Annotated in this window: 24 protein-coding genes; 10 read left to right on the forward strand and 14 right to left on the reverse strand. The window is 67.7% G+C overall.

Features of this window, described 5'->3' with window-relative positions:
- The first annotated feature begins 23 nt into the window (after window positions 1-23).
- Complete coding sequence (locus EV655_RS11230) at window positions 24-416, forward strand: DUF6858 family protein (RefSeq protein ID WP_132544859.1); 393 nt, start codon at window positions 24-26, stop codon at window positions 414-416.
- Between the two features lie 104 nt (window positions 417-520).
- On the opposite strand, the gene EV655_RS18670 is transcribed toward EV655_RS11230, so the two are convergent.
- Window positions 521-670 carry a hypothetical protein gene (locus EV655_RS18670; protein ID WP_165905332.1) on the reverse strand — a complete coding sequence of 50 codons (150 nt, stop codon included), beginning with the start codon at window positions 668-670 and terminating at the stop codon, window positions 521-523.
- Between the two features lie 30 nt (window positions 671-700).
- On the opposite strand from EV655_RS18670, the gene EV655_RS11235 reads away from it, so the two are divergent.
- On the forward strand, window positions 701-1,684 hold the full coding sequence (locus EV655_RS11235; RefSeq protein WP_243645057.1) for a GNAT family N-acetyltransferase: 984 nt from the start codon (window positions 701-703) through the stop codon (window positions 1,682-1,684).
- Here EV655_RS11235 and EV655_RS11240 read toward each other — a convergent pair.
- Together EV655_RS11240 and EV655_RS11245 are read right to left on the reverse strand one after the other, a co-directional pair.
- Window positions 1,668-2,216 (reverse strand): peptidylprolyl isomerase, encoded by a 549-nt coding sequence (locus EV655_RS11240; protein ID WP_132544861.1) that lies wholly within the window; start codon window positions 2,214-2,216, stop codon window positions 1,668-1,670. The two genes, EV655_RS11235 and EV655_RS11240, sit on opposite strands and share 17 nt — an antisense overlap.
- A complete protein-coding gene (locus tag EV655_RS11245) occupies window positions 2,209-2,715 on the reverse strand; it encodes a peptidylprolyl isomerase (RefSeq protein ID WP_132544863.1) in 507 nt (168 codons plus the stop codon). The genes EV655_RS11240 and EV655_RS11245 overlap by 8 nt, the downstream gene beginning before the upstream one ends.
- A 146-nt stretch (window positions 2,716-2,861) precedes the next feature.
- Between EV655_RS11245 and EV655_RS11250 the strand changes: the two genes are divergently transcribed.
- Together EV655_RS11250 and EV655_RS11255 are read left to right on the forward strand one after the other, a co-directional pair.
- Window positions 2,862-4,052 (forward strand): phosphoglycerate kinase, encoded by a 1,191-nt coding sequence (locus EV655_RS11250; protein ID WP_132544865.1) that lies wholly within the window; start codon window positions 2,862-2,864, stop codon window positions 4,050-4,052.
- Window positions 4,053-4,156: 104 nt separating this feature from the next.
- Complete coding sequence (locus EV655_RS11255) at window positions 4,157-4,459, forward strand: FtsB family cell division protein (protein WP_132544867.1); 303 nt, start codon at window positions 4,157-4,159, stop codon at window positions 4,457-4,459.
- A 189-nt stretch (window positions 4,460-4,648) separates the two neighbouring features.
- Here the strand turns inward: EV655_RS11255 and EV655_RS11260 are convergent, their stop codons facing one another.
- Window positions 4,649-5,209 carry a 5-formyltetrahydrofolate cyclo-ligase gene (locus EV655_RS11260; protein ID WP_132545059.1) on the reverse strand — a complete coding sequence of 187 codons (561 nt, stop codon included), beginning with the start codon at window positions 5,207-5,209 and terminating at the stop codon, window positions 4,649-4,651.
- A gap of 17 nt (window positions 5,210-5,226) precedes the next feature.
- A complete protein-coding gene (mgtE, locus tag EV655_RS11265) occupies window positions 5,227-6,612 on the reverse strand; it encodes a magnesium transporter (RefSeq protein ID WP_132544869.1) in 1,386 nt (461 codons plus the stop codon).
- 128 nt (window positions 6,613-6,740) lie between these two features.
- On the opposite strand from mgtE, the gene guaD reads away from it, so the two are divergent.
- A complete protein-coding gene (gene guaD, locus EV655_RS11270; RefSeq protein WP_132544871.1) occupies window positions 6,741-8,036 on the forward strand; it encodes a guanine deaminase in 1,296 nt (431 codons plus the stop codon).
- Between the two features lie 9 nt (window positions 8,037-8,045).
- Here the strand turns inward: guaD and EV655_RS11275 are convergent, their stop codons facing one another.
- Both EV655_RS11275 and EV655_RS11280 read right to left on the reverse strand, forming a co-directional pair.
- On the reverse strand, window positions 8,046-8,846 hold the full coding sequence (locus EV655_RS11275; RefSeq protein WP_132544873.1) for an inositol monophosphatase family protein: 801 nt from the start codon (window positions 8,844-8,846) through the stop codon (window positions 8,046-8,048).
- Window positions 8,847-8,936: 90 nt separating this feature from the next.
- Window positions 8,937-9,305 (reverse strand): helix-turn-helix domain-containing protein, encoded by a 369-nt coding sequence (locus tag EV655_RS11280; protein ID WP_132544875.1) that lies wholly within the window; start codon window positions 9,303-9,305, stop codon window positions 8,937-8,939.
- A 328-nt stretch (window positions 9,306-9,633) separates the two neighbouring features.
- On the opposite strand from EV655_RS11280, the gene EV655_RS11285 reads away from it, so the two are divergent.
- Window positions 9,634-10,596 (forward strand): NADPH:quinone oxidoreductase family protein, encoded by a 963-nt coding sequence (locus EV655_RS11285; protein ID WP_132544876.1) that lies wholly within the window; start codon window positions 9,634-9,636, stop codon window positions 10,594-10,596.
- 6 nt (window positions 10,597-10,602) lie between these two features.
- On the opposite strand, the gene EV655_RS11290 is transcribed toward EV655_RS11285, so the two are convergent.
- Both EV655_RS11290 and metF read right to left on the reverse strand, forming a co-directional pair.
- Window positions 10,603-11,070 carry a PaaI family thioesterase gene (locus EV655_RS11290; protein ID WP_132544878.1) on the reverse strand — a complete coding sequence of 156 codons (468 nt, stop codon included), beginning with the start codon at window positions 11,068-11,070 and terminating at the stop codon, window positions 10,603-10,605.
- A gap of 38 nt (window positions 11,071-11,108) precedes the next feature.
- Complete coding sequence (gene metF / locus EV655_RS11295; RefSeq protein WP_132544880.1) at window positions 11,109-11,978, reverse strand: methylenetetrahydrofolate reductase [NAD(P)H]; 870 nt, start codon at window positions 11,976-11,978, stop codon at window positions 11,109-11,111.
- 101 nt (window positions 11,979-12,079) lie between these two features.
- Here metF and EV655_RS11300 point away from each other — a divergent pair, with 101 nt between their 5' ends.
- A complete protein-coding gene (locus EV655_RS11300) occupies window positions 12,080-12,997 on the forward strand; it encodes a LysR family transcriptional regulator (RefSeq protein ID WP_132544882.1) in 918 nt (305 codons plus the stop codon).
- Between the two features lie 52 nt (window positions 12,998-13,049).
- On the opposite strand, the gene EV655_RS11305 is transcribed toward EV655_RS11300, so the two are convergent.
- Window positions 13,050-13,904, reverse strand: coding sequence for a LysR family transcriptional regulator (locus EV655_RS11305; protein WP_132544884.1), 855 nt, complete (start codon window positions 13,902-13,904; stop codon window positions 13,050-13,052).
- Window positions 13,905-14,028: 124 nt separating this feature from the next.
- Between EV655_RS11305 and EV655_RS11310 the strand changes: the two genes are divergently transcribed.
- Both EV655_RS11310 and EV655_RS11315 read left to right on the forward strand, forming a co-directional pair.
- Window positions 14,029-14,247 (forward strand): DUF1127 domain-containing protein, encoded by a 219-nt coding sequence (locus tag EV655_RS11310; protein ID WP_132544886.1) that lies wholly within the window; start codon window positions 14,029-14,031, stop codon window positions 14,245-14,247.
- A 161-nt stretch (window positions 14,248-14,408) separates the two neighbouring features.
- Complete coding sequence (locus tag EV655_RS11315; protein WP_132544888.1) at window positions 14,409-15,161, forward strand: Bax inhibitor-1/YccA family protein; 753 nt, start codon at window positions 14,409-14,411, stop codon at window positions 15,159-15,161.
- 81 nt (window positions 15,162-15,242) lie between these two features.
- Here EV655_RS11315 and cysE read toward each other — a convergent pair whose 3' ends face one another.
- On the reverse strand, window positions 15,243-16,058 hold the full coding sequence (gene cysE / locus EV655_RS11320) for a serine O-acetyltransferase (RefSeq protein ID WP_132544890.1): 816 nt from the start codon (window positions 16,056-16,058) through the stop codon (window positions 15,243-15,245).
- Window positions 16,059-16,146: 88 nt separating this feature from the next.
- Between cysE and EV655_RS11325 the strand changes: the two genes are divergently transcribed.
- Entirely contained in the window at window positions 16,147-16,482 is a 336-nt protein-coding gene (locus EV655_RS11325) for a TraR/DksA family transcriptional regulator (RefSeq protein WP_132544892.1), read from the forward strand.
- Here the strand turns inward: EV655_RS11325 and EV655_RS11330 are convergent.
- Genes EV655_RS11330 through EV655_RS11340 form a run of 3 tightly spaced genes read right to left on the reverse strand, consistent with a single transcriptional unit; the run spans window position 16,466 to window position 21,387 of the window.
- Window positions 16,466-16,774, reverse strand: a complete 309-nt coding sequence (locus EV655_RS11330) for a DUF7742 family protein (protein WP_132544894.1) — start codon at window positions 16,772-16,774, stop codon at window positions 16,466-16,468. The two genes, EV655_RS11325 and EV655_RS11330, sit on opposite strands and share 17 nt — an antisense overlap.
- Before the next feature lie 4 nt (window positions 16,775-16,778).
- The gene (locus EV655_RS11335; protein ID WP_132544896.1) at window positions 16,779-17,498 is read right to left on the reverse strand and encodes a DUF2793 domain-containing protein; all 720 of its coding nucleotides are present in this window, start codon (window positions 17,496-17,498) and stop codon (window positions 16,779-16,781) included.
- On the reverse strand, window positions 17,491-21,387 hold the full coding sequence (locus tag EV655_RS11340; protein ID WP_132544898.1) for a baseplate multidomain protein megatron: 3,897 nt from the start codon (window positions 21,385-21,387) through the stop codon (window positions 17,491-17,493). The genes EV655_RS11335 and EV655_RS11340 overlap by 8 nt, the downstream gene beginning before the upstream one ends.
- Window position 21,388 lies beyond the last annotated feature (1 nt).

Genomic DNA, 21,388 nt, shown 5'->3' on the forward strand with positions numbered 1-21,388 from the left:
TACCAGACAGCTCAGGACAGCAGATGAAACAGACCCTTCTGATGGAGAAATATCCCGTCTTCGACATGGACCTGCCGAAGTCGGAAACCAGTTGCGCAAGCGTCGATGACATCCTCGCCGTTCTCAAGGCGAAGATCGACGCCCATCCCAAGGTGGCCTATATCGCCAGCTTCGATCATTTCGCGCATACGACGGCCATCGGCGGCACCATTGCCGGGGACATCAAGGACGCGCGAAACATCGTGTTCTGCTTCGGCATCGCGCTTCCGAACGCGCATGTGCTGGCGGTGCGGCCGCGCTCGATCGGGGTGGCCGACCTGGGCGACCGGTTCCACATCTCGTTCATGGAACCGCCGATGGAGATCGCCACGAGGGAAATGGAAACCTGGTGCAAGGCGCTGGCCGACAAGGCCTGAGGCGACTTTTTCCGCGCCAGAGACCAGGTTTCCGCGCGGGGCTGGACCGGCTGGGGGGCTTGATTCCCCCCGGTTGGCCCGGCGGCGCCGCAAGGCGCGACTCCTCAACCGACCAGCCAGCGGATCAATTCGTACCCACCCAGAAGCCCCGCAAGCGGCACCGTGACCACGAGCGCGAGCCAGATCCCCCCGGCGATCGTGGGCTTTGGCGGCGGGGCGTGCACGCCCATCACGGTTTTCCTGTGCTCGGCCATGGCCGCATTTACCACACCTTAGCCTTTCACATGGTTAACAGGGCCATGGCGCCGCTCTGGACCCCGACCGCCCTGCCCTGCGCGCCCGACGGCGCGGGCCTGCCGATGCAGCAGCACCCCGCCTATGGCATGGCCTGCGCGACGCTGGGCAGCGCGCCGGCCTGGTTCGAATGGCGCGAGGGCAGCGAGGTGCTGGCCACCGCCCAGGTACTGAGCCGCCGCTGGCCGCTGTTCGGCCGATTCGCGCTGTTGTCGCGCGGCCCGGCCTTTGCCCCCGGCCTGCCCGCCGAAACCCGACGGGCGGCGATCGCCGCGCTGCTGACCGCGCTGGCGCGCGATCACCGGGGCGTGCTGGCCACGCCGGACCGGATCGCGGGGGCCGATCCCCTTGCGGGCGGGCGGTTCCTTAGGATGGTCAGCGGGGCCCATGTCGCGCGGCTGTCACTTGAGCCGGACGCGGACCGGTTGCGGGCGGGGCTGCATCAGAAATGGCGCAATCGCCTGAAACGGGCCGAGGCGGGCGGCCTTGCGCTGGACGAGGGCGATTTTCCAGATGCTCCCGACCACTGGCTGTTGCGCGAAGAGGCGGTCCAGGCGCACGCGCGACGCTATGCCCGCCTGCCACCCGCCTTTGCCCTGGCCTGGGCGCGGCTGGGCGAGACGCTGCTTGTCACCGCCACCAGGGACGGGCGCCCGCAGGCCGGGATGCTGTTCCTGATCCACCGCCCCTGGGCAAGCTATCACCTGGGCTGGACCTCGGCAGAGGGGCGCCGCGAGAACGCCCATACGCTGATGCTGTGGCGTGCGATCGTTGCGCTGAAGGCGCGCGGCATCACGGCGCTGGAACTTGGCGTGCTCGACACGGTCGGCACGCCGGATCTCGCGCGGTTCAAGCTGGGCACCGGCGCCGCGCCGGTGCAGCTGGGCGCAACCTGGATGGATGCGCCCGGCAGCCGCCTCGTCGCCGCGCTGACCCGCGGCCTGATCCCCGCGGGCGCTAGTCGGTCACGGTGACCTTGACCATTCGATCAGGCTGGCCGACGACGGCGCCGTTCCGGCCCGTGCCGCGCTTGATCGCGTCGACCACCTCGATCCCCTCGGTCACCCGGCCGACGACGGTGTACTGCCCGTCCAGATGCGGCGCGGGGGCGAACATGATGAAGAACTGCGAATTGGCCGAATCTTCATCGGCGGCGCGCGCCATGCCGACCGCGCCGCGATCGAAAGGCTCGTCCGAGAACTCGGCGGCCAGATCGGGCAGGTCGGACCCGCCCATCCCAGCGCGGCCCATGTCGCCGCCCGCCTTGCCGAATTCCACATCGCCGGTCTGGGCCATGAACCCGTCGATCACGCGGTGGAACACGACCTCGTCATAGGCACCCGCCGCGGCCAGTTCGGCGATGCGCGCCACGTGGTTTGGCGCGACCTCGTCCAGCAGGTCGATGACGATCGTGCCGTTCGCCCCCTCGCCCGCCACCTCGATCTCGAGGCCGGTGGCGGCGGCGGGCCCGGCGGCCAGCATCAGGACAAGCGCGAGATTACGCATCGGCAGCCACCTTGACGCTGATCATCCGGTCGGGCGTGCTGGGCGGCTCGCCCCGGGTGATGGCGTCGACATGTTCCATCCCCTCGATGACGCGGCCATAGACCGTGTACTGGCCGTTCAGGAAGTGGTTGTCCGTGAAGTTGATGAAGAACTGCGAGTTGGCCGAGTTCGGGTTCTGCGCCCGCGCCGCGCCGATCGTGCCCCGATCATGGGGCAGTTTCGAGAATTCGGCCGGCAGATCGGGCAGGTCGGACCCGCCGGTGCCCGCCCGGCGCAGGTTGAAGTCCCTTTCGGCATTGCCGTGGGCCACGTCGCCGGTCTGCGCCATGAAGCCGTCGATCACGCGATGGAACACCACGTTGTCATAGGCCCCGGCGCGGGCAAGTTCCTTCATCCGCTCGCAATGCTTCGGCGCGATGTCGGGCAACAGCTCGATGGTGACGCGCCCGCCCTTCAGTTCCATCAGGATCGTGTTCTCGGGGTCCTTGATCTCGGCCATGCCGGTTCCTCCTGCCTGAGAGTTTCGGCGGCGACCCTAGTGCGACGGATTGCCGAAGAAAAGGGCCATGGCGGATGCAAGGATTGACCTTTCGACCCGGTTCGGGCGATCTAGCGCCAACCTGGAACCCCGCGGGAGGATGACGCATGGCCTGGAAGACCCTCGACGACATGGACCTCGCCGGCAAGGTGACGCTGGTGCGTGTCGACATCAACGTGCCGGTCGAGGATGGCCGGGTGACCGACGCGACCCGGATCGAACGCATCGTTCCCACGGTCAAGGACATCCTGGCCAAGGGCGGCAAGCCGGTACTGCTGGCGCATTTCGGCCGACCCAAGGGCCAGGTCGTGCCCGAGATGAGCCTCAAGGTCACCCTGCCCGCACTGGAACAGGCGTTCGGGCGCGGCGTGATCTTCGCCGACGACTGCATCGGGCTGCCGGCGAAACAGGCCGTTGCGGCGCTGTCCGAAGGCGACATCCTGCTGCTGGAGAACACCCGCTTTCACGCGGGCGAGGAAAAGAACGACCCCGAGATGGCCGCCGCGCTGGCCGCGCTGGGCGAGATCTACGTGAACGACGCGTTCTCGGCGGCCCACCGCGCACATGCCTCGACCGAGGGCATCGCGCGGCTGCTGCCCTCCTGCGCGGGGCGCAACATGGAAGCCGAACTCAAGGCGCTTGAAGCCGCGCTGGCCAACCCGGTGCGGCCGGTGGTGGCGGTGGTGGGCGGCGCCAAGGTCTCGACCAAGCTCGACCTGCTGGGCAATCTGGTGGCCAAGGTCGACCACCTGGTGATCGGCGGCGGCATGGCCAACACCTTCCTCGCCGCGCAGGGGATCAATGTCGGCAAGTCGCTCTGCGAGCACGACATGGCGGGCACCGCGCGCGACATCATGGACAAGGCCAAGGTGGCGGGCTGCGAGATCGTGCTGCCCGTGGACGTGGTCTGCGCGCGCGAGTTCCGCGCCGGTGCCGAGAACGAGACGGTCGCGGCCGATGCCTGCCCGGCGGACGCGATGATCCTGGACGCGGGCCCCGAAACCGTGAAGCGGATCGAAGAGGTCTTTGCCAAGTGCAAGACGCTGATCTGGAACGGCCCCCTGGGTGCCTTCGAGATCGACCCGTTCGACGCGGCGACCAACGCGGCCGCGCAGAAGGCCGCAGATCTAACGAAAGCCGGTGTTCTGGTCTCGGTCGCAGGCGGCGGTGACACGGTTGCGGCGCTGAACGGTGCGGGCGTGGCCGACGATTTCACCTATATCTCGACCGCGGGCGGCGCGTTCCTGGAATGGATGGAGGGCAAGACGCTGCCGGGCGTCGCCGTTCTGGAAGGCTGAGACCTGCCCGACGCGGGGCCCGAATCTGGGGGATTCCCCCAGGGCCCCGGTTCGGCTAGACTGCCTGCAGCCGCCCCGAAGAGGCGGCGCCAGAGGCAGACGACATGAGCGGTTCGCACACGCGCCCGGCCCTTGGGGCGCTGGTCTTTCTGGGGCTCGGCGCATCCCTCGCGATGTATTTCACCTTTGCCGCGGTGCAGGGCGATTTCGGCCTGTTCCGCCGCATCCAGATCGAGGCCGATGCCGCGCGGCTGCGCGCCGAGAAGGAGATGCTGGAGGCCGATCTGGCCGACCTCGAGAACCGGACCATGCGTCTGTCCGACGGCTATCTGGACCTCGACCTTCTGGACGAGCGCGCCCGCACCGTCCTTGGCCTGATCCGCGCGGACGAGATCGTTATCCGCTAGGGTTTCGTATCGCTTCACAAGTGGGGTGGTCGGGTGGCATTTCCCGATGCCGAAAGCGGCACATCGGTTGCGGTCAGGCGCGACCCGCCCCGCGCCGGAGCCCTGACGGCCCTTGCTGCCTTGCGACGGCTGTCATCACCGTGATGTCCCGCGCCAAGGTCCGGTCCGTCCCCACAACCGATCCCGGCCTCAGACCGGCGGCCTGTCCGGCATGCCCAGCGCAGGCCGGATCGTCTCGTCCTCGGTGACGATCGCATCGAGCAACTGGTCGGTGGGTTCCACCGGCACGCGCGCCACCTCTTGCGCGGCATAGGCAAGGCCCACGGCCAGCACCGGCCCCCGCGCCCGCAGCATCGCCAGCGTCCGGTCATAGAACCCGCCGCCATAGCCGAGCCGCGCCCCCGTGCGGTCGAAGGCCAAAAGCGGGACGATGAGCACCTCGGGCAGCATCGGCACGCCCCCGTCGGGCACCTGTGCCCCGAACGGGCCGGGGCGCATAGCGCAACCGGGCGTCCAACGGTGGAAGGCCAGCGGCGCGCCTCTGGCCTCGATCACCGGCACGCCCACGGGGCCGTGGCCCACAAGCGCCGCCATCGCCGCCAGCGGATCGATCTCGCTGCGCATCGGCATGTAGCCCGACACCGGACGGCCCATATGCGGTGCGAGAACGTCCAGGAGCCGCGCCACTGCCGCCGCCCCCCGGGCCGGGTCATGCGCCGCCGCCCGCCGTTCCAGCGCCGCAGCGCGCATTGCCGCCTTTTCGTCCTTCACAACAGCACCACGCTGGCCAGCCCGAGGAAGGCGAAAAAGCCCACCACGTCGGTCACCGTGGTCACGAAGGTCCCCGAGGCAAGCGCAGGGTCGACCCCCAGCTTGTCGAGCGTGACCGGAACCAGGATGCCCGCAAGGGCCGCCACACTCAGATTGACCACCATCGCCACGGCGATCACCGCGCCGAGTTGGGCCGAGCCGAACCAGACAAGCCCCACAAGCCCCATCACCAGGGCGAAGATCGCGCCGTTCACCAGACCCACCGCCACCTCGCGGCGGACCACGCGCCAGACGTTGGACCCGGTAAGGTCCTTGGTCGCCAGTGCCCGCACCGCGACCGTCAGCGACTGGGTGCCCGCATTGCCGCCCATCGAGGCGATGATCGGCATCAGCACCGCCAGCGCAACCACCTGCGCGATCGCGTCCTCGAACTGCGCGATCACCAGCGAGGCGACGATCGCGGTCAGAAGGTTGACGAAGAGCCAGGGAAAGCGCTGGCGCGTGGTCTCGATCACACGGTCGTTCAGGCTGCCCTCGCCCACACCGGCGAGGCGCAGGATGTCTTCCTCGTGCTCTTCGTCGAGCACGTTCATCGCGTCGTCGATGGTGATCACGCCGACCAGCCGCCCGGCGTCGTCGACCACGGGGGCCGAGATCAGGTGGTACTGGTTGAAGGCATAGGCCACCTCGGAATCGGGCTGGGTGACCGGGATCGGGCGGAAGCTGTCCTCGAACAGGTCAGTCAGCCGGACCGAGCGGCGCGAGGACAGAAGCTTGCCAAGCGTCACGTAGCCCACCGGCCTGATGCCGGGATCGACCACGATCACGTGGTAGAACTGGTCGGGCAGCGTCTTCTTGTTGGCGCGCAGATGGTCGATGGTCTCGCCCACGGTCCAGTGCTCGGGCGCGCGCACCACCTCGCGCTGCATCAGGCGGCCTGCGGAGTATTCCGGATAGCTCAGCGCCTGTTCGACGGCGACCCGATCGACCATCTCGAGCGCGTCAAGGATCGCATCCTGCTGCGGCTTTTCCAGATCCTCGATCAGGTCGACCACGTCGTCGGATTCGAGTTCGCGCACCGCCTCGGCAAGGATCTCGGGCGGCAGGAAGGCGATCACCTCCTCGCGCAGCGTCTCGTCGAGTTCCGACAGAACCTCGCCGTCGAACTGGCGGGGCGCAAGCAGCAGGATCTCGCGCCGCTTGCCGGCGTCCACCTGTTCCAGAAGGTCGGCGATGTCGGCGGGGTGCAGCGGCTCGAACAGATCGGCCAGGCGCGCGGCATCGCCTGCGGCCACCGCCAGCAGAATCGCCGACACCGTGCGGTTATCTAGCCCGTAGCCGTCCTCTTCCGGGGCGGTCTTGTCGATGACCTCGTCGTCCATGGCCTGCCCTGCCCTGTGCGTCGCCCGCACCATAGCCAAACGGGCCGCCGGGCAACAGGGCGAGATGCGGGATTTACGCCCGCGCGGACCATCCCTAGGGTCAGTCCGCGCGGGATGGAGTCTGGGCGATGGCGGGGGCGGAACTGATCCTGGGACGGATCCTTGGCTTTGCGGGCGATCCCTTCGCCGATGGCCCGGGGGCTGCGCGGATCGACGAAAGCGGCGGCGTGCTGGTCGAGGGCGGCCGGATCGTGGCGGTGGGCGCGGCAGAGGCGCTGCGCGCGGCCCATCCGGGGGCGCGGGTGTCCGACATGGGGGGCGCGCTGATCTCGGCCGGGTTTGTCGATGCGCATGCCCATTACCCGCAGACCGGCATCATCGCGAGCTGGGGCAAACGGCTGATCGACTGGCTGAACGGCTATACCTTTCCCGAGGAGATGCGTTTTGCCGACGCCGGATACGCGGCCGATATCGCGGGGCGGTACCTGGACCTGCTGCTCGCCCATGGCACGACGACGGTGGCAAGCTACTGCACCACCCACCCGGCCGGCGTCGACGCCTTTTTCGCGGCCGCCGAGGCGCGGGGGATGCGGGTCGTGGCGGGCAAGACCTGCATGGACCGCAACGCGCCCGAGGGCCTGTGCGACACGCCCGAGCGGGCCCATGACGAAAGCGCGGCGCTGATCGGACGCTGGCACGGGCGGGGGCGGCTGACCTACGCGATCACGCCGCGTTTCGCGCCGACCTCGAGCCCGGAACAGCTGGACGCGCTGGGGACGCTCTGGGCCGAGCACCCGGACTGCCTGATGCAGACGCATCTGAGCGAACAGGTGGAAGAAATCGACTGGGTGCGCGCACTTTTCCCGGAGGCGCGCGACTATCTGGACGTGTACGAACGGGCGGGGCTGCTGGGACCCGGAGCGGTCTTCGGCCATTGCATCCACCTGACCGGACGCGAGCGGATGCGCCTGCGCGAAACCGGCGCGGCGCTCGTGCATTGCCCGACCTCGAACCTGTTCATCGGCTCGGGGCTGTTCGACATGGGCGGCCTTGTGGACGAGGGCCAGCGGGTGGGGCTGGCGACCGATACCGGCGGGGGGTCGTCCTTTTCGATGCTGCGCACCATGGCGGCGGCCTACGAGATCGGCCAGTTGCGCGGCCGGGCGCTGCACCCCGCCGAACTGTGGTGGCTGGCCACCGCCGGCGCGGCGCGGGCACTGCGGATGGACGACCGGATCGGCACCCTGGCACCCGGGATGGAGGCGGATATCGTGGCGCTCGACCTTGGCTCGACACCGGCCATCGCGCAGCGCGCGGCGCGGGCGACGAATATCTGGGAGGCGGTGTTCCCGACGATCATGATGGGCGACGACCGGGCGATCGCGGGGGTCTGGGTGAACGGCACAAGGGTGCGCGGCGGCTGAGCGGCGGGCCTAGCCCGCGGCGCGGGACAGGATTTCCAACGCCTCGGCATGCACTGCGCGGTTCGCCGCGGCCACGACACGTCCGCCCCGGTGCGCCGGGCCGCCCTGCCAGTCGGTGACGATGCCGCCCGCCGCCTCGATCACCGCGATCGGCGCCTGGATGTCGTAGGGATGCAGCCCCGCCTCGACCACCAGATCCACCTGCCCCAGCGCCACCAGCGCATAGGCATAGCAGTCCATCCCGTAGCGCGTCAGCCGGACGCGGGCGGCGAGTTCGGCAAAGGCGCGGCCCTCTTCGGGGCTGCCGACCTCGGGGAAGGTGGTGAAAAGCGAGGCCTCGGCCAGCGGCCGCGGCGGGCGGGTGGCGAGGGGCCGGGTCCCGGCCGGGCCGGTCAACCGTGCCTGTCCGAATCCGCCGACAAAGCGTTCGCCAATATAGGGCTGGTCGATCACGCCAAAGAGCGGCCCGGTCTCGTCCGCGACGGCGATCAGCACCCCCCAGGTCGGCGTGCCGCACATGAAACCTCGGGTGCCGTCCACGGGGTCAAGCACCCAGGTCAGGCCGCTGGTGCCCGCCACCAGATCGAGTTCTTCGCCGAGGATCGCATCCTCGGGCCGCCGCTTTGCCAGGATCGCGCGCATCGCGGCCTCGGCTTCGCGGTCGGCGCGCGTCACCGGGTCGAACCCGGCGCCCGCCTTGTTCTCGACTCCCAGCCCATCCGCACGGAAATGGGCAAGCGTCGCCCCACGCGCGGCTTCTGCCAGCGCATGGGCCGTGGCGATCAGATCGTGGGCATCGATTTCGGGCATTCTGCCTCCGGGCAAACCTGCGGGACGGGGAAGCATACCCCCGGTGTGCGGGCGCTAGCCGCCCGACCTGATCCCGTCAAGCGCCCAACGTCAGGCGACGTCGCTCAGCACCCGCGCCAACTCGAACAGACGGCGCCGCTGGTTTTCAGGGATGGCGTAGTAGGAGCGCACCAATTCCAGCGCCTCCTTGTCGGACAGGATGTCGTCAGGCATGCCCTGGCTTGCGGCCTCGGCAGCCTTGCCGTCCAGCCCCTCGAAGAAGAAGCTGACCGACACGTCCAGCGCATCGGCGATGTCCCAAAGGCGGGACGCGCTGACGCGGTTCATGCCGGTTTCATACTTCTGGATCTGCTGGAACTTGATCCCGACCTTCTCGGCCAGCTGCTGCTGGGTCATGCCCACCATCCAGCGACGATGTCGGATACGCTTGCCCACATGGACATCAACAGGGTGTTTCATCTGAGAACTCCTCTAACACTCATCATAAAGCAAGTTGCGTGCCAAATTGCGCCCGAATGCAGTCTATGCGCGTATTTTTCCATCAAAGCCTTGCCGCGGATAGAAATTTATTTTCCCCAACCCGCGCGAAGTAGACATATTCCAGGTAAAGTAGGCCGACTCACGCTCGCGCAGGGGTTGCGGAGCGCGAACTTTCGCCGATCTGTTTGCACTTTGCAAATCCTATTCCGCAGGCAATGTTTGCATTTTGCGATTCATCACCCCACTGGCCCTGTCCGGCCGCCACCGGTAACGTCCCCGACGGAATCACCGACGACAGGAGAGCCCGATGCGCGCCTTCCGGATCGCCGAGTTCGGCGCCGTTCCGCAGATCGACACCGTTGCCCGGCCCGATCCGGGCCCGGGCGAGGTGCGGGTCAGGATCGCCGCCTGCGGACTCAACTTTGCCGATCTGCTGATGATCGAGGGCCGCTATCAGGAACGCCCCGCCCTGCCCGTCACCCTGGGGATGGAACTGGCCGGCACCGTCGAGGCGGCGGGCGCGGGCGTCGAGCCGGGCCTGACGGACCGGCGCGTGGCGGTCTTTGCGGGAACGGGCGGGCTGGCCGAGGCGGGCTGCTTCGCGGCCGAACGCTGTGTTCCGCTGCCCGACGCGATGCCCTTCGAGGATGCCGCGGCCTTTCAGGTGGCCTATGGCACAAGCCACCTGGCGCTGGACCACAAGGCGCGGCTGCAACCGGGCGAAACGCTTCTGGTGCTGGGGGCCGCGGGCGGCGTCGGGCTGACCGCCGTCGAGATCGGCAAGGCGATGGGGGCAAGAGTGATCGCCTGCGCCCGCGGCGCCGACCGGCTGGAGGTCGCGCGGCAGGCGGGCGCCGACCATCTGATCGACAGCGACACGGACGACCTGCGCGAGGCGGTGACGGCGCTCGGCGGCGCGGACGTGGTCTATGACCCGGTCGGGGGCGATCTCTTCACCGCCGCGATGCGCGCCTGCAAGCCCGACGCGCGGATCCTGGTGATCGGCTTCGCCAGCGGGGACGTGCCGCAGATCAAGGCCAATCACCTGCTGGTCAAGAACCTGACCGTGATGGGCCTTTACTGGGGCGGCTACCTCGCGTTCCGGCCCGAGGTGCTGACGGACAGCCTCGCCACGCTCTTCGGCTGGTATGCCGAGGGGCGGCTGCGGCCCCATGTCAGCCACACCCTGCCGCTGGAGCGTGCCGCCGAGGGGCTGGAGTTGCTGCGCACCCGCAAGGCGACGGGCAAGGTCGTCATCACGATGGGCTGAGGCGCCTTAGCCCTCCATCACGATGCAGGTGGTCGACCCGGTTGCATAAAGCCTGCCATCGGCCACGCCATGCACCTCGCCCATCGCGACGCCGGTGCGCCGCCCGCCGTGCTGGACCCGGCCGATCGCCTCGACCTCGAGACCCGGACGGACCACGCGGACCACGTTGACCTTGTATTCCAGCGTGGCATGGGTGGCGCCGGCGGGCACCGTCGTCATCACCGCACAGCCCATCGCGGCATCCAGCAGCGTGCCATACCAGCCGCCATGGGTGGTGCCGGTGACGTTGCCGTGTTCGGGGCCGGGCGTTGCAAGAAACGCCACCTCGCCGGGATCGGCGCGCACCAGCCTCAGCCCCATCAGCGCCCAGATCGGCGGCGGCGCCACGTCGCCCGCCAGCATCGCGCGCAGGTAGTCCAGCCCGTGCATGGCTATGAGGCGGGTGCGGTCGAAATCGGAAGGATCGGATACCATGACCGCCCCTTAGCCCGGGGCGGCACCGGCTGGCAAGCTCAGGCGACCTTTTCCAGATGGGCTGGGGTCTGAACGCCCAGCGCGTGGCAGATGTCGCGCGTCAGGTGCGGCTTGTTCAGGGTGTAGAAGTGGAAGTCCTGCACCCCGCCTTCCATCAGCGCGGTGCAGAGTTCTGTCGCCAGCGCCTTGCCCAGCAGCTCCTCGCGGTCGTCGCGCACGGCCTTCTCGAAGGCTTCGTCGATCCAGGCCGGGATGCGCGCCCCGCAACGTTCGGCGAAGCGGCGCACGCCCGCCCATTTCTCGATCGGCAGGATGCCGGGGATGATCTTCGAGCCATCAATCCCGGCCGCGTCACATTCGTCGCGGAAGCGGAAGAAGGTCTCGGCCTCGAAGAAGAACTGGGTGATCGCCGAATCCGCGCCCGCTTCGAACTTCCTCTTCAGCCACCGGATATCATGGCCGACGCCCTGCGATTCGGGATGCGGGTCGGGATAGGCGCCGACGCGGATGGTGAAGGCCGCCCGCGAGGCCAGCGCCTCGATCAGTTCGCAGGAGTTTGCAAAGCCCTCGGGATGCGGGGTGAAGCCGCCCTGCCCCTTGGGCGGATCGCCCCGAAGCGCCACGATCTCGGTCACGCCGGCCTTTGCATAGGCATCGACGATTTCCATCGTCTCGGCACGGGTCGCGTCCACGCAGGTCAGGTGCGCGGCGACGTTGACGCCGTAATGGTTGTGGATCGTCTCGACCGCCTCGTGGGTCAGCTTGCGCGTGGTCCCGCCAGCGCCATAGGTCACCGACACGAATTGCGGCTTCAGCGGCGCCAGCGCCTGCACGGTCTCCCACAGGCGGAAGCTGCCCTCCAGCGATTGCGGGGGAAAGAACTCGAAGGAAACGCGGGGGGCGGACATGGGGCTTGCTCCGGCTGGATTCGGCGTCTCATGCTTGTCGCACACCGCAAGTTGTGAAACAAACTCATAGTTCTCAACATGAATATGAGTGGCGTGACAATATGCACCTGGAATTGCGCCACCTGCGCACGATCAAGGCGATCCACGACGCGGGCGGACTGGCGCGCGCGGCCGAGCGGATGAACATCACCCAGTCGGCGCTGTCCCATCAGGTCAAGGGGCTGGAGGAACAGGTCGGTATGGAGCTGTTCGTTCGCCGGACCAAGCCGCTGCGGCTGTCGGCGGCGGGGCTGAAGCTGTTGCGCGTGGCCGAAAAGGTGCTGCCCGAGATCGCCGCGCTGCAGGCCGAGTTCCTGGGCCTGACAACGGGCCGGTCCGGGCGGCTGCACATCACGCTGGAATGTCACGCCTGCTACGACTGGCTGTTGCCGGTGCTGGAATCCTTCCGCAAGGCCTGGCCCGAGGTTGACGTGGACATCCGCCCCGGGCTGTCCTTCGACGCGATCCCCGCCCTCGAACGCGAGGATGTGGACCTGGTGATCTCGTCGGATCCCGAAGAGGCCGAGGGGCTGACCTTCGCGCCGCTCTTCGACTACGAACCCGTCTTCGTCTGCGCAGCCACGCACCCGCTGGCCGAAAAGGCGTTCGTCGAGGCCGAGGATTTCCGCGACCAGACGTTGATCACCTACCCGGTGGACCGCGCCCGGCTGGACGTCTTCACCGGGCTGCTGGGACCGGCGCGGGTTGAGCCGCTGGTGGTGCGCCCGGTGGAACTGACCGCGGTGATCCTGATGCTGGTGGCCTCTGGGCGGGGGGTGACGGTGCTGCCCGACTGGGTGGTGCGCGACACCCGCGGCGGGGCCGATCTGGCGGTGCGGCGCGTGACCGAGGCAGGTCTGACCAAGCGCATCTATGCCGCGACCCGTGCCGAGGACGCCGCCCGCCCCTATATCGCGCATTTCATCCGCCTCGCGCGAAGCGAGCCGGTCAAGATGCAACGGGCGATCCCGGTCGGCTGAGGGGCATAGATGGCGCCTGCCAACGGTCCGCGGCCCGAAAGCGCCACCGCTCCTAACCGACGCGATAGGTCTGACGGATCAGGTCGGCCAGTTCCCCGACCACGGGCGCCGAGGACAGGTCGGAGACGTAGAGGTTGATCTTGGTCCGGGCCAGTTCGGGCAGCGCACCACCGTGCTGGATCGGCTCGACATAGGGCGGCAGCATGCCGTCCACCACCGTGTGCACCGCCAGATCGGCGCTGACGCTGGCCTCGACGGTGCGGATCGACTCGCTTTCCACCGCCATCTCCCAGGGGATGCCCGCCCGGTCGAGCGCCGCCTGCACCCCCTGTCGGAAGATGCAGGCATGTTCGTAGGCCAGCCGCAAGGGGCGCTGCTTCCACACCTGCCCGCCGATCGCGCCGACCCAGACCAGCGGCAGTTCGGCCAGCGTTTCGCCGCCCTCGCCGCAGCGGTCCTCGGTGGTCAGGATGATGTCGACCCCTCCCTTGCGGAACAGCTCCTTCAGCCGCACCGTGTAGGAGGACAGCAACTGGACCTTGACCCTCGGGAAATCCGCGGCGAACCGGTTCAGCACCCGCGGGATAGCCGGATAGACGATGTCATGGGGCACGCCGAGGACGATCTCGCCCTCGAATTCCTGTGCCGTCATCCGCGCATAGACCTCGTCGTTCAGCGCAAGGATGCGGCGTGCGTAGCCCAGCAGTTGCTCGCCCGCCGCAGTCAGCTTGACCCGGCGTTCCGACCGGTCGAGCAATTGCAGATCCAGCGCCTCTTCCAGCCGCTTGAGCTGCATCGAGACCGCCGATTGCGTCACGTTCAGAAACCCGGCGGCGCGGGTCACCCCGCCCGCCTCGGCCACCGCCACGAAGGAGCGGAGCGCGGTCAGGTCCAGATTGCGCGACACATCACGAACCCTGATTCAATTCATAACTATCATTCGTTTGAAGAATGGATCACGGAGGCGCATAAAGATCAAGACCAATGATCCGATGGGCCCGGCCCATCACGAAAAACAAAGAGTCACGACGATGGCCCATATCGACACGAACACCCGCCGCGCGATCCGCCTTCCCGAGCTTTCGGGACTTGTCCGCCGGATCAGCCTTGGCCTCTGCGCCGCGCATCAGCGCCGTCGGCTGGCCGATCTGGACGACGCCATGCTGCGCGACATCGGCCTGACCCGCGAACAAGCCCGCGCCGAGGCCCGCCGCCCGGTCTGGGACGTGCCGAAAAGCTGGCTGCGCTGAACTGGCGAAGGCCCGGTCCCGAGCCACACCAAAAGGTTAAGCAAACGCGCCGTTTCAAGGCGCGCGCGTCTTGAAATGTGCCCCGCCCCGGCCGATATTGCCCGGCAATGGCGGGGTTTTTCTTGGCTTGCCCGCCGGGTTGACCAACAAGGAGGCAGTCAATGGCTGACTACAACACGATCCGCGCGGGCCAGACGGCTGGTGTGCGCACCACCGCGCAGGTGGATGCGGGTCTTCGCGCCCACATGAACAAGGTCTACGGCACGATGTCCGTGGGCATGCTGATCACGGCGCTGGCCGCCTGGGCGATCTCAGGGCTGGCCGTGACGCCTGAGGGCACCCTGTCGGGTCTTGGCCAGGCGATCTACGCTTCGCCGCTGAAATGGGTAATCATGTTCGCGCCGCTTGCCATGGTGTTCGGCTTTGGCGCCGTTGTGAACCGGCTGTCGGCCTCGGCAGCACAGTTGTATTTCTACGGCTTCGCCACGCTGATGGGCCTGTCGCTCAGCTCGATCTTTCTGGTCTTCACCGGAATCTCGATCGTGCAGACCTTCCTGATCACCGCAATCGCCTTCGCCGGTCTGTCGCTTTGGGGCTACACCACCAAGAAGGACATCTCGGGCTGGGGGTCGTTCCTGATCATGGGCGTGATCGGCCTGATCGTCGCCTCGATCGTGAACATCTTTCTTCAGTCGCCCGCGATCATGTTCGCGGTGTCGATCATCGGCGTGCTGATCTTTGCGGCGCTGACCGCCTATGACACCCAGCGGATCAAGACCGACTACATCCAGCACGCCCAGGCGATGGACAGCGAGTGGCTGGCGAAATCGGCGATCATGGGGGCGCTGAACCTCTATCTCGACTTCATCAACCTGTTCATGTTCCTGCTGCAGTTCCTCGGCAACCGCGAGTGATCGCGCAGCATGAACCAAGAAAGGGGCCGGTGGCAACGCCGGCCCCTTTTCTTTCGGAGATGTCGTGGAAACGAGCTGCGATCAGTTTTGCGAACCACTTGCCAGCCGGTGATCCATCATGACCGAGGGCTGCTCGCAGCCCGCCTCGCCCACGATCCGGGCGGGCACGCCCGCAACGGTCGATTTCGGCGGCACGTCCTGCAGCACGACCGATCCCGCCGCGATGCGCGAGCAGCACCCGACAGTGATGTTGCCCAATACCTTGGCCCCTGCCCCGATCAGCACGCCGTTGCCGATCTTGGGATGGCGGTCACCCTCTTCCTTGCCGGTGCCGCCAAGCGTCACCGAGTGCAGCATCGACACGTTGTCGCCGACGACCGCGGTCTCACCGATCACGATGGAATGGGCGTGGTCGATCATGATCCCCTGCCCCAGCCGGGCAGCGGGATGGATGTCGACGCCGAACGCCTCGGACACGCGCATCTGAACGAAATAGGCCATGTCGAGGCGCCCGCTTTGCCACAGCCAGTGGCCAACGCGATAGGCCTGCAACGCCTGGAAGCCCTTGAAGAACAGGATCGGCTGGATGAAGCGGTGACAGGCCGGATCCCGGTCGTAGACTGCCATCAGGTCGGCCCGGGCAGCCTTGCCAAGTCCGGGATCGTCGGCATAGGCTGCATCCGCGATCTCGCGCAAAAGCTGTTCGGACATCTCGCCCGACGAGAGCTTCAACGCAAAACGGTAGGCCAGCGCATCATCAAGGCCGCCATGGTGCAGAAGGCTTGAATGCATCAGACCGCCAAGCAGCGGCTCGTCGATCACGGCCGCGGCAGCTTCGTCACAGATGCGTTTCCAGACCGGATCAAGCTCGGTCAGCCGCGGTTTCGTCTCGGCCATGGGTAGTCCCTTTCATTGCGGGACAAGACTACACCAGCCATGGCGGGGAAACCAAGTCAGGACGTAACCCGCGCGCGAGGACGTGAGCATGGATGAAGCGAGGATCGCGAGGTTCCGGGCCCGGCTGATGGCGATACTGGACGCGGTGGACACCGACACGGCGCTGGGGGAGGACAGAACGAGGACCGTTGCGCTCGACCAGCAAACGGTCGGTCGGCTCAGCCGGATGGACGCGCTGCAAAAGCAAGCCATGGCCAAGGCGCAACAGGCGCGCCGTGCGATGGCTGAACGGCGCATCCGGGCAGCGCTCTCGCGGATCGACGAAGGGGGGTTCGGTTACTGCACCGACTGCGGCGAGCCGATCGCCGAAAAGCGGCTTGACCTCGATCCGACCATATCCACCTGCATCAACAGCGCCCGCTGAACGCGGCCTTGGACATACGCGAGTCGGCGAGCGAAGCAAGGACCAGTGCCAGACAGCGGCAATAGTCGGGATCGTCAAGCGGTGGCTCGGGTGGCAGATCCTGACGGCACGCAAGCGCCATCAGCGAGCCGTTACCCCATTCGGGATGCGCCCGATGAAACCGCTTGCGGTAGGCATCGGCCGCGTCGGCACGCGCCAGCATGAGTGCCATGGCAGCCAGGCGTTCCTCGGGTGACCGGACGTAGAGCGCGCGCGCGGCCGCTACCACGTCGCCATGCAGAACGGGCCGCATCCGCCTAGACCGCTGCCGGCAGGCCGAGTTCGGCGTAGTGGACGGCGAACCTGACGATTCCGCCCGCGAAATCACCGCCCTCGGGGCTCAGCATCAGAGGCGCAGGCGTGTAATAGGTCATCGGCTGGCCCAAGATGCCCTTGGCATAGGAATTCAGCCCGGTCCCGAGCCCGCTGCCGAACCGATCCTCGGCCCCCTCGGTGCCTAGGCTCCAGGAGACCAATGTCCCCGTAATTTCCCCGATCACCCGTGCGGTCACGCCGAAGACCATGGCATGCGACGGGATCCCGGTCGCCGTAAGCTGCGGCCCACCCACCGCCAGCACATGGTCGAATTCCAGAACCCGCAGATCGAGGGCCGCGCCCGAGGCCCCGACGGCGCCACCGGACGCGACCGGCACCCAGCCGCTGCCATCCTGGCGCATCTCGGCCGCCGCATCGATCACCCAGGCGCGCCAACCGGCATGGGGGCGTACGAAGACCCAGCCGCCATTGTCGGCAATCGCGATCCGGCCCTCCTGCCCAGTCCAGTCTCCCGTGGCGGCCGAGGCAACACCCCAGGCCTGACCATCGGATGCGCCGGTGGGCGGTGCGGAGAGGCTGACACTTTCCAGGCGCAGTTGCACCAGCGCGTCGAGCTTCACAAGCGCCTCGTTCACCGTGACATGCTTCTGCGCCTGCGCGGCCTGAATCAGCGGCAGGGAAAGGTTGGCGGTCTCACTCATCGATCTTGATCCTCTGATAGGGTCCGGGCCCGAACTGATCGGACAGTTGCGCCACCTCGACGACGGCCGGGCCCGCACCCGCATCCGCCGCCCGCATCGCGGCCGTGTAGGTCCATCTGGGTGCTGTGGGCGTGGCCTCGCGCAGCACCTCGCCTCCCGCCCCGATGACCCGCACGTGATAGGCCTCGCGGTCCTCGCCCAACGGGACCTCGACCGAGGCCCAGCTGTCCCCGTCGATCCGCGAGCGCCGGGTCCAACGGATTGCAAGGCCGCCCTGTCCGTCAGACCGCGCGACCAGGTGGCAGGGCGCAAAGGGCCGGAGCCCGATGCCGTCAAAAGCTTGGGCGAGATGGATAAAGGACGAGTCGTCGAACGGCCGCAGACCCGGGCCGATGCGGTAGTGCCGGCCAAGCCCCCGGGCCGAAAGCGGCAGGTCGATCTGTCCCGGCCGACCGTCCAACAGCACGAAGCGGCTGCCCTCGGGCCAGAGCGCGGGCATCACCCCGTCGGTCCCGGCCTGGCCGCGAAGCCTGATGCGCAGATCGTAGGTGAGCGGCGCGACCAGTGCGGCCTCGGCGAACTGGAACACCTCCCAGTTGTTCGGGCTGCCATCGCCGATCGCCGCGGCATTGGCCCCGGCAAACAGTTCCAGCAGCCCCACAGAGGACAGCGCCCCGGCCGACAGCTTGACCCGAAGCGCCGCGCCACGGTCCCAACGCGCTGGCCTGGCCGCGGCGAGCGCGGTTTCGGTCACGCCGATGACGGAAGCCTGCCCGATCAATGTGTTCAGTTCGTAGCCCGCGTCACTGACCGAGGAATAGACGGCAACCGTACCGGGCCAAGGCTGGGCCGCCACCGCCAGGTGAGGCGCGTGCGGCACCTCGTCCCCGGTCAGAAGTGGCAGATCAAGAAACAGCGGACAGACCGGCACCGGCGCCATGAAGGCCGCCTGCCGCACCGGGGCCTCGTCGCGGTTGGGCAGTAAATAAAGACCGCGCTCGACCCGCACCGCCTCGATCTCGCGGGCGCCGGACAGGTCCACCCGGTCAATGCGGAAATCGCCGCCCGGCAGGCGCAGGACGTCGCCTGCCCCCAACCCCAGCGTGGACGGCGCCAACGCAAGCCGCGCCCGGTCGCAGGCAACGCGCGCCTCGGCAAGCCAGCGTTCCACCACCGCTTGCCCCTCGCTCCCAGTCAACACCAGCGGCAGTTCGCTGGACGACACCGTGCGGCTGTTCTCGTCGGGCAGGATCGCCTCGGCGGCTCGGGTCTCATAGGCGCCGTCCGACTCGACGAAGGACAGCCGCACCCGCCCCGCGGTCTCGGCCTCGGGGCTGCGCACATGCTCGACTTCACCTGACAGATCGTCGGTCACCGCCAGCAGGCCCGGTTCGATCACGGCCTTGGGCCGGCCGTCGCGGTTGAAGAAGACAAGCCGTCCCTCGCGTTCGGCGGCCTCGGCCCCATAGGCGAGCATCAGCGGTTGCAGCGCGGCGCGCGCACCCTCGACCTCGCTCACCAAATAGCCGCGCACGAGCCCATAGAGCCGGCTGACATCAAGCGCGTTTACACCGGAGGCAGCGCAGATCTCGGTCACCACCGCATCCAGCGCCTGCGCCGAGGCCCGCCCGTTCAGCCAGTGGCCGCGCGCATAGTTGTCGCCATCGGCCCAGAGCGTGCGGTTGCCCGGAAAATGCGGAAAGGGCCGCGCGTCCCAGGCCCAGGCATGTGCGCGGGAAAGGTCGATCATCGGGCCGCCATAGACCTCGGACACCGGGTTCTTCACGGGATCCGCCCAGTAAGTTAGTACTGCGCGCAGATACTGGTGCTGGATCAGGTCGTCGCGCGCGCCCGTGGAATGGGGCGGCAACGCATTCTCGGACGATTTCGGATCCACGAAGAGGTTCGGCGCATTGGTGCCCTTGTCGACGGCTGCACAGCCGAACTCGGTGAACCAGATCGGTTTCGAACGCGGCACCCAGGGCGTGGCCGTCTCCTGCCGCACGCCGCCCACGCGGTCGTGGTGCGGCGTCTGCCACCAACTGCGAATATCCTTGTAGCGCCAGATCCAGGGCTCGTCATGGGCGCCATCAGTGATCGGGACGCGCGTCTGGGCCTCGCGGGCCTCGCGGCTCGGGTAGTACCAGTCAAAACCCTCGCCACCCTCGATATTTGATTTCAGATAGTCGAGCGCATGGATCGCACCCCAATCCGCGTCGGCATGGGTTTCGCCCTCTCGCCAGTCCGACAGCGGCATGTAGTTGTCGATGCCAACGAAATCGACGTTCGGATCTGCCCAGAGCGGGTCGAGATGGAAGAAGACATCGCCGGGCGCATGCGCGGGATGATAGCCGAAATACTCGCTCCAGTCCGCGGCATAGCCGATCTTGGTGTCGGGCAGCACCGCGCGCACGTCGGCTGCTAGCGCGCGCAGCGCTTCTACTGCGGGAAAGCTGTTGCCGGGGCCTCGGATCGTGGTCAGCCCGCGCAGTTCCGATCCGATGCAGAAGCCACCAACACCGCCTGCCGCCGCGCAGAGATGGGCGTAGTGCAGGATGAAGCGGCGATAGCTCCAGCCATCGCTGCCGCCATAGCGCACCGTTTGGCCGTCGAAGGTGAACTCGTCCGGGACGGCCGAGCCGAAGAACTCGGCCACCTCGGCCGTGGCCTCATGGGTACCGTCGGGCGACAGAGGATGGCCCGGCGCATAGGACAGCGTGATCCGTCCGCGCCAGGGAAGGTGCGGCTGGCCCTCCTCACCGCTATAGGGGTCGGTCAGTGCGTTGTCCTGCAGCTGGTCCATCAGGATGAACGGATAGAACACCGCCTCCTGCCCCCCCTCGGCCAGCGCCCGAATTGCCTCGATCACGCTCTGATCGGACGGTGTGCCGCCATAGACAGCGCGCCCGTCGATGCGCGGGATCACCGGTGCCTGACCGCGCGACAGACCGGCAACGGACCAGCGCAGCGGCGTACCGTCGACATACGACTGCTCGACGCCCGGGCGAATTCGGGCAATCCCTGCGCGGAGGTCGCCCGCAAACCAGCTCACCACCAGCGAGACAGAGCGAATGCGCGGCAACTCTCCTCTGAGCTTTTCCAGCGAGACGGCAAGATCGGTCTTGCCACCGGGCGTGTTGACATTGGCCGAACGCGCGACGCCCGGCGCGTCCTGGAAATGGACGGGCGTGGTGGCCAGCGCATATTCCCCGGTGCCCGGGATCAGCGCGACGCCTTGCAACAGATGGGCGAGGTCCTCGACATCCCCCGCCGCCGCGCGCACCACTTCGAAAGAGAATTGCGGCACCCGATTGCCGAAGCGGCCAAGGTCCAGATCCTCGATTACGACATAGGCGATGCCGCGATAGGCGGGTGCCTGCCCCATCCCTTCGACCGCCTCGATCAGCGGGTCGGGCAGTTGTTCGGCACTTCCGGAATAGACGCGCAGGCTGATCTCGTCGGGGGCAATTTCGGTGCCATCCGCCCAGACCCGGCCTACCCGCGCGATCTCGCCCTCGCAAAGCGCGATGGCAAGGCTTACCGAATAGCTGTATTCGCGCAGCTTGGGCTTGGACGGCGCGCCCTTGCCGCCACCCGACGTCGCGACGCTCTCCTTGAAACGCGACGCCCAGATCACCTGCCCCGCCAGCCGCGACCGACCCCAGAGGCGCCCCACAGGTGCGCCCTCGCTGGCGCCGGTCAGGCGAAACCGTTCAACCCGGCCTGTCTCGATGGCCTGCGACCCGGTCCCCAGCAATTGCTGGTCGATGGCCCGCCCGACCGTGGCGCCGATGGCACGGCCGATCACGGCGCTCGACAGCCCCAGCACCGAGCCACCCAGCGCCGAGCCCGCCGCGGCACCTGCCGCGGACAGAACGATTGTCGCCATG

This window comes from Rhodovulum euryhalinum (assembly GCF_004342445.1).
Taxonomy (GTDB): domain Bacteria; phylum Pseudomonadota; class Alphaproteobacteria; order Rhodobacterales; family Rhodobacteraceae; genus Rhodovulum; species Rhodovulum euryhalinum.